Origin of the sequence: Porcipelethomonas sp. (genome assembly GCF_051893655.1) — a bacterium.
Classification (GTDB): domain Bacteria; phylum Bacillota; class Clostridia; order Oscillospirales; family Ruminococcaceae; genus Porcipelethomonas.
Genome location: NZ_JBJFHN010000064.1, coordinates 1 through 13917, shown reverse-complemented (window position 1 = coordinate 13917; position 13917 = coordinate 1). Strand labels below are relative to the sequence as shown.

The window sequence follows — 13917 nt, the reverse complement described above, 5'->3', positions numbered from 1 at the left end:
TGTATACATTGTCTGATCTGTACCATAAGCTGAAGCAGTTACATTGTTTAGCTCAAATGTATTCGGATCAACATCAATCTGCTTGAAATATTCATTATAGCTGTCAAATGTTCCCTGCTGAAGATTAATATCAGTATTTCCTGCAATAGTACTCATGAAAATATTCTGACTGTTAAATGTATTGTCATTCCCTAGACTGTTAATATATTTCACACTTTCATCAGCCATATATCCGATAGACAATGCATTAGGATTCTGATAAACGTCAATCACAGTATCTTTTCCGTTTTCATCAACATAATTATATGCAAAGACCGGATCATAAGTTTCATTTACAAGTCTTTTCGCATCGTCCGAGCCGACTGTATTTCTGTCCATTGCATATTTTATGCCCAGAAGCGAGTCTGTAATAGGCGTATTTCCGTCATATCTTGAGTAATAAGTACTTGTAGAGTATCCCAGAGCCTCAAGGAACAAAAGAAGATTAGCGTTCATGACAGAGCTTGAATGGCTGATTCCTCTAAGACCAAATGCCGAATCATCATTTACAGTTCTGTGGAAAGTTTTTTCTGCTCTGTAAAAGCTGTCATCATATTCATAAAGCTGCTGTGTTACCTCACGGCCATTATTTATATAGTTATACCATGATGTACGTGTTGAATAAATAAGATCCTTGTCTTCATCTTTAAATGTGTTATAGCAGTTATAAACAAGCTCACCGGATGAAACTGCAAGAATTGCAATCGGTGCAGCAACAGCAAGAAACTTTTCCTTTTTCTTGCATACAAAAACCACAAGACAATAAAATGCAACCAGAGCTGCTGCGATCCAGATTTCCTTTGTAGTAATATGATCAATACCTCTGGACGCCACAACAACAAGAAATACCAGAATTCCAGCAAGCGAGCCGAAAACTCCTGAAATCTTGATACCATCAAGCTTTGTGAATGCGGTAGCAGCCATAAGCAGCAATACAAAAGAAAATGTAAACGAATAACGGAACGGCAGCCAGTTAGGCATCTGGAAACCGTGCCATACCATATCTATCGGTCTGATATACATGCTTAAGAAAAGCACCGTTAAAACTGCTGTATAGCCAATTCTTTTATTCAGATTGATCTTCTTGTTAAGATAGAAAAGCGGCAGCATTACAACAGTCATAAGTCCGCAGTAAATTTCCGGAAGTCCTTCTACATTTACAGTATCATACTGTGCCGGCAGAAGCTGAGGGAAAAAGTCCAGCGGATCAAATTGAGTTGCAAATGAAAAATCCGGAACTGAAAAGTCAAATTTACCAAGCTGCAAAGCCTTATAAACCGGAAGAATCATAAATGCAGAACACAAAAGTGCAACAACAGTACTTCCGGCAAATCTCAGAAATGCTTTCCACATATTGTACGGAACAAGCTTCTTGACAACATCATCCTTGCCGGTAAACAGGTAAAATACAAAGTAAATAAATGTAAAGATACCTACAATATATCCTATATAAAAGTTTGATATAAACATAATTGCCAGTGGAATTATGTAATTTAATTTTCTTCCGTCATTAATAAGATATTCAACGCCTAAAGCTATAAGTGGCAGAAGAATTACGCCGTCCAGCCACATAGGGTTCATAGCCTGAATTACGCCGTAAGCGCACAGTGCATAAAGTGTTGAGAAAACAACACTGTGCAGTGGTTTCATACCCTTTGATTTCTGGAGATAATAGCTGAATGTAACCGCAGCTGTTCCGACCTTTGCCAGAATCATTATAAGCAAGCTTCCCAGCAGCATAGTTCTCGGAAGAAGCATTACAATAAGCGTAAACGGACTTGCCAGATAATAGCCGATAATACCGGCATATCCTCCCGAAAGGTTTCGGGACCAGTTGTAAAGTACGCTGCCATCCCCCCAGATAGCATCACGCAGTGCCTCAAAATAATAAACATACTGACCATTCAGGTCAAGGACAAGAACAGATTCTTCTCCGAATGGATAAATTTTAAACAGGGCATACCCTATGTACATTATAATAACGGGTATAATAAATGCCAGGAAATATATTTTGTTTCTGATAAACCACTGTCCCAGAAAGCTGAAAAAATTCTTCGGAAAGCTCTTTTTTCCGGAAGCCGGCGGATTTATCTTTGCTGTAGATAAGCCAGACATTTTTTTCCTCCTTTTTTTATACGTCCGGTTTCAAAACCGATTTTCATAGGTACTTATCATTATACAATATTTTTTTTCATTTTACAATAGAAAATATAAAAAAATTTTAATTCTACTGTTGTTTTTCCAGTATTAATACGGTCAAAAAGAAAGTTCTGAGCAATTGTTTCAAAAAAGCCCCCGGTATTATTATCCGAGGGCATTTTAGCTTATTCGATTTTATTTCAATCCGTTCATAGCAGCATCTACAATACTTTTAAAGTACCAGCCGGAATTATTTCTGTCTAAAAGTCCGAAAGCACCGTCACCGTCTTTTACACCATTATCCCAGATAAAACAGGTTATTCCCCTTGCCTTTGCCGCACTTACATAATATTCCATGTGCTTTACACGATCACTCTCGTTGTTTTTGTTAAGTGAACCAAACTCACCGATTATTACAGGAGTTCCCTTGTCAATAAGCTCAGATTTGATAAGGTCAAAGTTTTTGTCAAGCTCTGCCTTATCAGCATCAGTAAATGAAGAAGTACCACTCTGGTCAAGAGCGAAGCTGTAAGGAGAATAAGCATGAATTGAAACAATAATATGGTCATCATCCGGCACTTTAATGGATTTGATGGAAGTTTCGTCCATAGCCGCAGCATGACCTGTGATTATAAGCGTACGGGTTGCATTGTTTCCGCCTGATTTTCTCACAGTTTCAACAAAAGCTGCAAAAAGATTGTTTATAACCTCACGTTCTTCTTCAGTACCGCAGGACCATTCATCCTGACCGCCGACAATTCTGGGTTCATTCATTCCCTCAAAAAGGAGATGTTCGTCATAGTCCTTAAACTGTTCGGAAACCTGTTCCCAGATTTTAACAAGTCTTGCCTTAACTTTTGCTTCGTCAGATTTTGAAGGATTAAGCCATGTATAATCATCATGATGAACATTTATAATAGCATACATATCATTGTCGATTACATAATCAACAACTTCATTTACTCTGTTAAGCCAGTCCTTGTCAATAGTATCACCGTTCATGTGGTCATTCCATGAAACAGGAATTCTGACTGCATTAAATCCGGCTGCCTTAACAGTATCAATCATTGACTTTGTTGTTTTCGGATTGCCCCATGCTGTTTCACCGTCTGTTGCATAATCAGAGTAATTATAGCAGTCAAGAGTATTTCCCAGATTCCAGCCGATTTTCATATCCTTTACTATTTCCGCTGAAGACATACCTGAGGCATCTGAACTGCTTTTCTCCTTTGGTTCTTCAGCGTCTGCATTAACCTGCTGGGCAGGAGCAGAACCGCTGCTGCTGTATTTTACAGTAACTGATTTAAGCTTTACTTCATCCTGCTTGCTCCACCAGTAGCCCAGCATAACTTCTCCGTCGCTTTTTATGTACTCCTTGATTTCATCCGGCACAAGCCAGTAAAGAGTAGTATTGCTGGAATTTGTCATAACAGCTATATTTCCGCTTTGATACCAGCTTTTGTCTGTCTTGTCAGGGCATGAATCATCAACAGTGATTCCGAATGCTCCGGCATATTTCTGAAGCTCTCCGCCTGCCTCAACATTGAATTCAAAATACTGGGGAACATCACCATCGCCTATAAGGTCTGAAAGCGGAATGCGGGCGGTTTTGGAAGATTCACTGCCGTAATTTAAAGCAGTTCCCGGTTCAATTGTGTTTGTACCGTCAACAGGGATTTCTGCAGTAGTTGTATAATTGCAGATAATACTTGCAAGTCTTAGTCTCTGAAGTCCGCCCCACCAGTAACCGACTTCTATATTTCCCTTGTCGCCGGTATTGATATAATCTCTGATTTCAGATGGAACATCCCATTTAACCTCAAGGTAAGCACTGTTTACGTCCATTTCAAAATCGTCAGACTGATACCAGCCCTTGTCTGTTGCTGCCGGACAGGATTCATCTACAGAAATTCCGCATGCACCCTTATAGCTGCTTATATTTGAAGAGCCGTCTTCTGCATAGAATACAAAAACGAAAGAATCAATCTTATCGCCTTCTCTTACAAATTCATTAAGATTTGCCTTATAGGTTTTGTTGCTGTCATAATCCATTATTTCGTTTATATCGCTTTTTTCACTGCCCATAGAAAAATTCACTGTTTCCATAGGACTGATATGCTGAGTTGTTGTAACCGCCTCAGTTTCCGCTTCTGTAGGTGCGTCAGTGGTTTCCTGAACAGCTGTTGTTTCTGCCACAGATTCACTGCCGGAGGAATTTCCGCTGTCATTTTTATTTCCTAAAAAGAATCCTGCAATAACACCTGCAAGGGCTACAATAATAACTGCCATTACAGCAACGACTATTTTAAGCCCCTTATTACTCTTTTTTTCCATTGATTATTTCCTTTCATTTTTTATTTTAACGCCGATTCCCTCACCCATTTTTACAATGGTTTCAAATCCTGCGTTTGTATTATCGGTTATATCCTTGTCGGGAATAATTATTCCGGGTTTCACAATAAGCACAACGGTTGAACCGCCGAATTCAAACATTCCCTTTTCTTCGCCTCTTGCAAAACTATGCTTCTGATGATGATTTGTAATTTTGCCTACCATCATAGCACCGACCTCTGCCTGAATTACATTTCCGAAATTATCTGTATGAAGTATTGTAAATTCTCTGGTATTTTCCTTGTAAATATCAGCCTTGTCAAGTGCCACAGGATTTACTGTATGATACACCCCGTTTATATGAACATTTCCGGATTTGGATCCGCTGTCAATATAAATATATCTGTGATAGTCCGATACTTCAAGACGGAAAATCATAAAATAACCGCCGTTATATTTCCGGGCAAGCTTTTCGCATTTAAGAAACGAAGAAACGCTGTATTCAGTACCCTTTATTTCAAAGCGGCTGTCTTCATTGATTTTATATACTGTAAGTCTGGAATCACACGGACTTATCAGAATATCCGGATTCATGTTTACTGGTCTTGCCTCCGGTCTGATTTTTCTTGTAAAAAAGTCATTGTATGACCTGTATCGTCCCGGTTCGTAATCCAGCATATTAATTCCCGAACTTTTTATAAAAGCCGGAATAAGTTTAGCAGAAGCCATACTATTGCAGAAAGCTCCTGCCATTTTTGAAACAACAGGGGCTGTAAGCCCCTTTAATGCAATATTCCCGGCAGCTGATCTGTAAATAATATCCAGAATATTCTGCTGGCTGCCGGCAGAGGGAATTATATTTCCCTGTCTGTCCTTTATGCCGTATTCCATAATTACCCCCGATTATCTGATTTTATATCTGTAAATAAGCCAGATAAATTCAAGTACCCCGATACCAATAAAAATCAGCATAGTTCTCATTTTAGGCTTTTTAACTTTAAAGCGTGTAATAAAAGCAATTCCGATAATCAGTATCAGAGCGGCATACAAATCAGGGAACATTTTTCCCATATCTTTTCTGAAACTGTAAAAAAGCGGAAGTATAAGTGCAACACTTGTTACCGGAAGTCCTTCATAGGTTTTGCGGCAGTCGGAACTTTTAGTTTGTCTCAGTTCCTCTGACACGTTAAAATACGCAAGGCGTATAACTGCTGCAAGAGTAAAAAATATGAGAATCATAATGTGATAGAACTGTCTCATTCCGACAGCATAGCCGATAGCCCCCGGAAGTACCCCGAAGCAGATGAGGTCGCACAGGGAATCTATCTGTATTCCAAAACGCTTTTCACTTTCGGTACGTTCCCTGGTTCTTGCTATTTTTCCGTCAAACATATCGCAAAGACCGGATATCAGCAATGCTATAACAGATACGATAACATGTTTTCCATCCATAGCAAAGTAAATCCCCGTAACTGCGGAAGCAAGACCTATATATGTAAGAATAACGGTATAATTATAATAACCAATCATTGAATAAACCCCTTAATTAAAACAAAAAAGTGTACTTCTATTATAGCAAACTTTTTTTGAGTTTTCAAGAAAAAAGTAAAAATAACAGCATTATGCACAATGGATAATTCATTTATGATATTTACCGTTGCTTTCAATCTGAAATGCACGGTAAATCTGTTCTAAGAGCATTACTCTTGCAAGCTGATGAGGAAATGTCATCTCCGACATGGAAAGTCTGAAATCCGATGCTTTTTTTACGCTTTCTGCCAGACCGAAAGAGCTGCCGATAATAAATGACAGAGTACTCTGACCTTCTACAGCAGCTTTTGATATTTTTTCCGAAAGTCCGGGACTTGTAAGCTGTTTCCCCTCAATGCACAAAGCAATTTTATATCCTGATGCAGCTTTTAAAATATCTCTGCCTTCCGTTTCAAGAGCCTTGCCAATCTCCCCCTGCGAAGGATTTTCCGGAAGCCTTGACTCATTAAGTTCAATAATTTCAGCACTGCAAAATCTTTTAAGCCGCTTCATATATTCAGCACATGCGTCTTTCAGATACTGTTCCTTAAGCTTTCCAACAGTAATAATTTTAACATTAAGCATTTAAAACACCGCCATTAGTCCGTTTGATTCAACGGGTGCTACATCAAGTATGTAATCTTTGTTTCTGGAAAATCCCTCAAGTCCTCCGGAGACAGTTTTATCAGCGGTCTGAGGAGTGTTGTTTTCCTGACTCAGATGCCCAAGAATAATTCGTGTGGTACCTGATTTTATAAGCTCTGCTGCCTGTGCGGCACTTGCCTTGTTGGAAAGATGTCCGTGATCTGATCGTATACGCTGTTTCAGATAGTAAGGATAAGGCCCGCCCGAAAGCATTTTTTCGTCATAGTTTGCCTCCAGAAGCACAAGATTGCATCCGGCAAGATTTTCCTTTACAGTTTCTGTCACATATCCCAGATCGGTACATACTGCGCAGATACGTCCGTCGGAAGTTTTTATCCTGTATCCGCAGCTTCTTGCAGTATCATGAGGAGTGTCAAAGCAGGTTATTTCCATTCCTGCGGCAAATGCAGCTCCGTCCATTTCATAAACCTCGGATGCCGGAGCAATTAATTCATCTCTTAAAAGTTCCTCCAGAGTTTCTCTCTGCCCGAATACCGGGATACCGGTTTTTTTAGTCAGCATTTTAAGTCCCTTTACATGGTCGGAATGACTGTGAGTTATAAATATTCCCTTTACGGCTTCAAGGGACAGTCCGTTTTGTTCAAAGGCTCCGGAAAGCTTTCGGAATGATACTCCTGCATCAATTAAAATTCCTGCGGACGGAGTACCTATAAACGATGAATTTCCTTTGCTGGAACTAAAAAGAGGATAAAACCTCGCCATAAATTTCACCTTTCCTCTAAAATAAAAAGGCGGAAAAAATCCGCCCTCCGATTATAACGCTTTTTTTACAGAAGCTCCGGGGAAGCTTTTTTTGACAATGTCAGCACCCAGAAGCTGAAGCTTTTTGTCAAGATTATCATATCCTCTTTCGATATGATGAATATCCTCAACCTCCGTTACACCTGAAGCTGCAAGACCAGCTATAATAAGTGCCGCCCCTGCTCTTAAATCGCATGCTTTTACCGGAGCACCCTGAAGACATCCTGTGCCTTCTATGACAGCGACCTTGCCGTCTACTGAAATATCTGCACCCATTCTTCTCAGCTCATCCACATAACGGAAACGCTGTTCCCAGACGCCCTCTGTTATAATACTTGTTCCCTCAGCCAGCGTCAGCAGCGTAGCCATCTGCGGCTGCATGTCAGTAGGAAATCCCGGATGGGGCATGGTTTTGATATTGGTTTTAACCAGCGGTCCGTCTGTCCATACTCTGACGCTGTCGTCAAATTCTTCAATGTTTACACCGATTTTTTCAAGCTTATTAGTAATAGACTCAAGATGTTTCGGAATAACGTTTTTTACCAGTACATCACCGCCTGTTGCAGCAGCGGCTACCATGAATGTTCCGGCTTCGATCTGATCCGGAATAACCGAATAAGTAGTACCTCTCAGATAGGAAACGCCTCTGATTTTTATTACGTCAGTACCGGCGCCCATTATATCTGCACCCATAGAATTCAAAAAGTTTGCAAGGTCTACAATATGTGGTTCCTTTGCGGCATTTTCAATAATGCTCAATCCTTTTGCCTTGACTGCTGCAAGCATAGCGTTCATAGTAGCACCTACAGAAACCACATCAAGATAAATCTGATTTCCCTTAAGGTTGTCAGCTGAAACATCAATCATTCCATGGTCAAGATTGCACTTTGCTCCCAAAGCAGTAAAAGCTTTAAGATGCTGGTCAATAGGACGATCTCCCAGAGGACATCCTCCCGGCATTGAAACTCTTGCCTTATGGAATTTCCCCAGAAGCGCACCCAGAAAGTAATAAGAAGCTCTCATTTGTCTTGCACTTTCATAAGGCACACAATAATTGTTAATTTTAGTGGCGTCAATTTTAAATGTATTTTTTCCGATTGTAAGTACCTTGGCGCCCATTTCATATAAAATCCTGAGACTTATTGAAACATCACTTATATCGGGTACATTTTCAATAATACAGGGTTCGTCGGACAGTATAACGGCCGGAATAATGCCAACGGCTGCGTTTTTTGCACCGCTTATCTCGACCTCGCCATGCAGACAGCGACCGCCCCTAACTACAAATTTTTCCAAGATTTTCTCTCCTTAAGAAATCCCAGAAATCTCCTTAGGATTTCCTGTTCTTTTTCTTCACCATTTTATTATAATCCCATTTCGGAAAAATATCCTTTTTTATCTCAAAAAGTAAAAATTTCTTGCTGACGAAATTTTACATGTTTTTTCCGGAAATGCAAAAATTTTGTTCAATTTCTTTATTACAATAAAATTAATAATCGCTTAAATGAAATTTAACGTCTTCGCCGTCATATTTCTCAATGGAAATTTTTTCTATTACAACATCCTTCTGAGGTTTGTCACTTTCATCAGTATCAACATTCTGAATGTCAAAAACAATATCCAGTCCGTCAAACACCTGACCGAAAATGGTATAACTGCCGTCAAGCCACGGCGCACCGCCATCGCTTTGATATATTTTCTTCTGTTCATCACTGAATGTTATTCCATAATATGATTCCATCTGAGCCAGTGAAGCTTCATCATACGTTGTTCCTGTTACAATATAGAACTGACTTCCGTCAGTTGCAGTACTTCCGCTGTTTGCATAAGCCACAGCTCCTGCCACATGAGAAAGCTGATCGGATGTGCCACCGTCAAACTTATCGCCCCACATGGATTCTCCGCCTGTACCATTGCCCAGCGGATCGCCGCCCTGAATCATAAAGTCCTTTATGATTCTGTGAAAGATAAGTCCGTCATAATAGCCGTCCTTTGAAAGACCAACGAAGTTTTCAACGCCCTTGTCAGCCTGTTCAGGGAAAAGCTTTACCTTGATATCGCCGTAATCCTTAATAGTAATGACCGCAATTTCCTCTCCCTTTTCCGGAGGAGTGAAATTCATAACAGCTCCTGCTGCATCTGAGGATGAGACAGAAGATTCAGACTTGCTTTCAGAACTGCTTTTGGTTTCATCGCCGCAGCCTGCTGCAAAGGCTGTAAAGAGCATACAGCATACAGCAGCCGCAGTCAGTTTTTTTAAATTTATCATATATAACACCTCTGATTTAATCTTACATTAACTTTACCATTATAACCCGTTTGAGCCGATTTGTAAAGTATCCCAGACATATTATAAATATTATTAGTTTATTTTAAACTAATAATACCATTGAATCACAAACTCATATTGGCATTTTTAACAAAACATACATTCTATTTTTGGGTATTTTGATTTTGGACAGACTTATTTCCAGTCTCATCTTCACTGCTGTAGGTTCCTATTTCTATTGTTTCAATCATAATATCTTCAACAGGGATCTTGATATCTTCTTCCTCATCCTTTTCATATTTCAGACTGGTAAGCTTATCAATAACATCAAATCCCTCATAGGTCTGACCAAACACTGTAATTTCCTGGGAAAGTGCCGGAACACCTCCAAGCTCGATAAATGCATCAGCAACTAAAGTGTTGGAATCAGACTCACGAAGTTCTTTTTTGAAATCATCGGTAAAGTCAATACTGTTCAAAACAGCGAACCTGCTTCCGTTTAAAATTTTAGATTCTCCTTTGAGCCTTTTCCAGAAGCCGCCGTCCTCACCGGTGACCAGACTGCACAGTGCTCCTCTAAACGGCCAGAGATTCTGATGAAGCTCCTGTTCCACCTTTTCACGTTCAGGATCCATATCATCATTCAGGTCACCGTTTTTATTGGGGCTTCCGGCACTGAAATAAACTCCCGGCTCAGACTGAAAAACATATGTGTTATCATAGTATCCGCTTTCAGCAAGCTCAGTAAAATTTTCTACAGCATTCGGTGCATATTCCGGATATAAAACGGCTTTAATGTCGCCTAGACTTGTTTTTATAACGGCAATAGGATCACCGTCTTCAGGCTGTTCCTTCTGAACCAGTTCAAGAGTGTTCATATCAATGTAGCTGCTGGTGCTGCTTGAAATATACTGCATACATGCAACTCCTGCAAAGCTTACCCCGGCACATGCGATTATCCCCATCAATATTACTCTGAATCTTTTAGTCATTTTAACCTTCCTTAGTTGTTTTTAATGATTTCTGTTCCCTGACGTGTTTCCTTTACAGTATATCCGAGAGCTGATATTTCATCTCTGAGTTTGTCTGCCAGAGCAAAATCCTTAAGCTTTCTGGCTTCCTTTCTTTTGCTGACAAGCTCTGTTACCTCCGCCGGAATTTCTTCACTGTCATTTCTTTCATAAAGAAGACCCAGAACATCTGTAAGGCTTTTGAACAGTTCTGCACCCTTTTCAAGCTGTTCCTTTGAAACACTGCTGTCAGCAGACATGATATTCAGATCTCTTACCAGTTCAAATACTGCTGTAAGACCGTCAGCAGTGTTTAAATCATCATCCATGGCATCAATAAACTGCTGCTTTCTCTTTTCAAATAATTCTTCTGCTTCCTTTGTAATCTCTCCGCTTTTTGCAGCTGAAACTGCTCTTTCAAGACTGCTGCGGCAGTTGTAAAGTCTGTCAAGGGAAGCTCTGCATGATTCTAACAGCTCAGCGGTATAGTTCATCGGCATTCTGTAATGAGCCTGAATCATCAGATAGCGTATGGTTTCATAACTGTATTTTTCAGCAGCATCTCTTGTCAGGAAAAAGTTTCCGGCGGATTTTGACATTTTTTTATTGTCTATATTAATGTGTCCGTTATGCATCCAGTAATGAGCAAAAGGCTTTCCTGTTGCCGCTTCGGACTGTGCTATTTCATTTTCATGGTGGGGGAAAACAAGATCCTTTCCTCCGCAGTGAATGTCAATAGTATCTCCAAGGCAGTCCTTTGCCATTGCGGAGCATTCTATATGCCATCCCGGACGGCCTTTGCCCCAAGGGGAATCCCAGTGCTGTTCATCTTCTCCGGCAGATTTCCACAAAGCAAAGTCCAGAGGATCTTCCTTAATGTTGCTTACCTCTACACGTGCGCCGGCTATAAGGTCATCAAGGGACTGCTTTGAAAGCTTTCCATAGTCCTTGAATTTTCTTGTTCTGTAATATACATCCCCCTGGGATTCATATGCATAGCCCTTGTCCACCAAAGTTTTAATAAGGTCTATTATTTTATCCATATAAAGTGAAACCTTTGGATGAATGTCCGCCGGTCTTACATTTAAGCCTCTGGCATCCTTTTCATACTCTCCGATATATTTCAGAGCAGTTTCCTCAGGAGTTGAATTTTCAATCTTTGCCTGTTTTATAATTTTATCGTTTACATCTGTATAATTCTGAATAAATTTAACCTTGTATCCCCTGAATTCAAGATATCTTCTGAGAACATCAAAAACACATACAGGACGTGCATTTCCTATGTGAATATAATTGTATACAGTAGGACCGCACACATAAATTCCTGCTTTGCCTTCTTCAATAGGCTTAAATTCTTCCTTCTGTCCGGTTAAAGTATTATATATTTTCATTTTCATCAGATTCCTTTCCATCAGATTTATCCGTCTGTTTATCCGGATTTTTTATAAATTTGTTTACTATTATTGCAGTCACTATTCCTGTGATAGTTTCAAGAACACGCTGGAGAGCAAAAAGATAATGGTTTTGTGCGTCAAAGTGGGACAGCACAATGCTTAAAAATACCACACATGAAATAAATGCACTGGATTCACGGTTTAATAATACCGTTGAATAAATAATAGGTGCTATGCACAGTGAAATAATAACATAATAAAGCACAGAAAAAGGTTTAAGAGGAGTAAAATCAATTATCAGCAGAATCAATACAGCTGCAAAGCCGCCGATAAATGTACCGATACATCGTATAACGCCTTTTTTTATACTTTCACTGGTGTTTGCCTGCATGCACAAAATGGCGGCAATCATGCTGTAAAAGGGATGAATATCAAAAATCATCCCCAGAACAGCGCATATAAATACTGCTATTACTGTTTTCCATATTCTCATTCCAATATGGAATTTATGAAATTTTCCGTCAGACATTCTTTTTCATTTCCTCAAGCTCTTTCTTAAGACGTTCGATTTTCAATTCCATAGAACACATTTCCTGAGCAACAGGATCAGGAATATGAATCTGGTCAAGCTCCTTGCATACTTTAGCGCCGTTGTTGCGTACTATTCTTGCCGGAACTCCGGCAGCTGTACAGTTGTCGGGAATTTCTTCAAGGACTACTGCTCCGGCAGCGATTTTTACATTGTTTCCTATTTTAAAAGGTCCTAAAACCTTAGCTCCTGCGCCGACCATTACATTGTCCCCTAAAGTCGGGTGACGCTTGCCCTTTTCCTTACCGGTACCGCCCAGAGTAACCCCCTGATAAATAAGGCAGTTGTCACCGATTTCAGCAGTTTCCCCTATGACAACGCCCATACCATGGTCAATGAAAAGTCCCTTGCCGATTTTTGCACCGGGGTGGATTTCAATTCCGGTCCAGAATCTTGAAACCTGTGAAATAATTCTGGCTATTGTAAACATTTTCTTTTCATAGAACCAGTGAGCCCGTCTGTAGCTGTGAACAGCATGGAGTCCTGAATATGTCAGCCATATTTCAAAGGAGCTTCTTGCCGCCGGGTCACGTTCTTTAATAAGAGCTATATCTTCTTTTAGCTGTTTGAACAATTGTCTCACCTTTCTGAAAAATATATTAAAAATGCCCCTTGCCTGAAAAAGGTCAAGAGGCGGAAAATCCGCGGTTCCACTCTGATTTCTATCTTAAAATTTCCGTAACGAGGAATAACGCAGAGCCATACTTATATCGGTAAATTCCGGTTCCTGCTCCGGGCTGACAGCCGCACTTCGCCCTTTTGCACATATTCCGCTTCCAGCTTTGCGGAACTCTCTGGAATGTACAGTTTAAAAGGTTACTCTGACTGCTACGCCGTTAATATACAACTTTATATTATATTATACTCAAATGTTCGATTTTTGTCAACGATAATTTTTTCTCATTAAGGGCAAATTTATATCTGTTGATATCTTGCCTTGCCATTCAGTTCTTACTTGTTTAATGGAATATGTTAAACTATACAAATTTTTATTTTAAAATTTGTGAATTATTTTACTGATATTTTACCTGCTTTCTATTGACATATGTTTTCAAAAGTTTTATAATATATTTGCAAGCTAAGCTTTATAAATAATATTAATAAGAAAGGATTGTTTAGCGTGAAAGAAACAATCAATGCACCGCCAAACAGGTGCAACAACAAGGCCCAGCAAGTATCATTTTTTTGCAGAGCCTGAAAGCACAAAGA

General features: G+C 39.7%; 12 protein-coding genes. All 12 read right to left on the bottom strand.

Features of this window, described 5'->3' with window-relative positions:
• On the bottom strand, nt 1–2154 hold a 2154-nt coding region (locus ACI4WO_RS03720), incomplete at its 3' end, for a YfhO family protein (protein ID WP_439806213.1).
• A gap of 219 nt (nt 2155–2373) precedes the next feature.
• Nucleotides 2374–4512, bottom strand: coding sequence for a cellulase family glycosylhydrolase (locus ACI4WO_RS03715; RefSeq protein ID WP_439806212.1), 2139 nt, complete (start codon nt 4510–4512; stop codon nt 2374–2376).
• A 3-nt stretch (nt 4513–4515) separates the two neighbouring features.
• Nucleotides 4516–5400, bottom strand: coding sequence for a phosphatidylserine decarboxylase (locus ACI4WO_RS03710; protein WP_439806211.1), 885 nt, complete (start codon nt 5398–5400; stop codon nt 4516–4518).
• 12 nt (nt 5401–5412) lie between these two features.
• Nucleotides 5413–6039, bottom strand: coding sequence for a CDP-alcohol phosphatidyltransferase family protein (locus ACI4WO_RS03705; protein ID WP_439806210.1), 627 nt, complete (start codon nt 6037–6039; stop codon nt 5413–5415).
• A gap of 108 nt (nt 6040–6147) precedes the next feature.
• Nucleotides 6148–6624, bottom strand: coding sequence for a 23S rRNA (pseudouridine(1915)-N(3))-methyltransferase RlmH (rlmH, locus tag ACI4WO_RS03700; RefSeq protein WP_439806209.1), 477 nt, complete (start codon nt 6622–6624; stop codon nt 6148–6150).
• Nucleotides 6625–7407: an MBL fold metallo-hydrolase gene (locus ACI4WO_RS03695; protein WP_439806208.1), complete on the bottom strand. Its 783-nt coding sequence runs from the start codon at nt 7405–7407 to the stop codon at nt 6625–6627.
• A gap of 51 nt (nt 7408–7458) precedes the next feature.
• Nucleotides 7459–8742, bottom strand: a complete 1284-nt coding sequence (locus ACI4WO_RS03690; RefSeq protein ID WP_439806207.1) for a UDP-N-acetylglucosamine 1-carboxyvinyltransferase — start codon at nt 8740–8742, stop codon at nt 7459–7461.
• Nucleotides 8743–8935: 193 nt separating this feature from the next.
• On the bottom strand, nt 8936–9715 hold the full coding sequence (locus ACI4WO_RS03685) for a peptidylprolyl isomerase (RefSeq protein ID WP_439806206.1): 780 nt from the start codon (nt 9713–9715) through the stop codon (nt 8936–8938).
• A gap of 164 nt (nt 9716–9879) precedes the next feature.
• Nucleotides 9880–10707, bottom strand: coding sequence for a peptidylprolyl isomerase (locus tag ACI4WO_RS03680; protein WP_439806205.1), 828 nt, complete (start codon nt 10705–10707; stop codon nt 9880–9882).
• Between the two features lie 11 nt (nt 10708–10718).
• Nucleotides 10719–12116, bottom strand: a complete 1398-nt coding sequence (gene cysS, locus ACI4WO_RS03675) for a cysteine--tRNA ligase (protein ID WP_439806215.1) — start codon at nt 12114–12116, stop codon at nt 10719–10721.
• Entirely contained in the window at nt 12103–12648 is a 546-nt protein-coding gene (locus tag ACI4WO_RS03670) for an FUSC family protein (RefSeq protein WP_439806204.1), read from the bottom strand. Before ACI4WO_RS03670 ends, cysS begins: the two co-directional genes overlap by 14 nt.
• The gene (gene epsC / locus ACI4WO_RS03665) at nt 12641–13315 is read right to left on the bottom strand and encodes a serine O-acetyltransferase EpsC (RefSeq protein ID WP_439806214.1); all 675 of its coding nucleotides are present in this window, start codon (nt 13313–13315) and stop codon (nt 12641–12643) included. The genes ACI4WO_RS03670 and epsC overlap by 8 nt, the downstream gene beginning before the upstream one ends.
• Nucleotides 13316–13917: the final 602 nt, after the last annotated feature.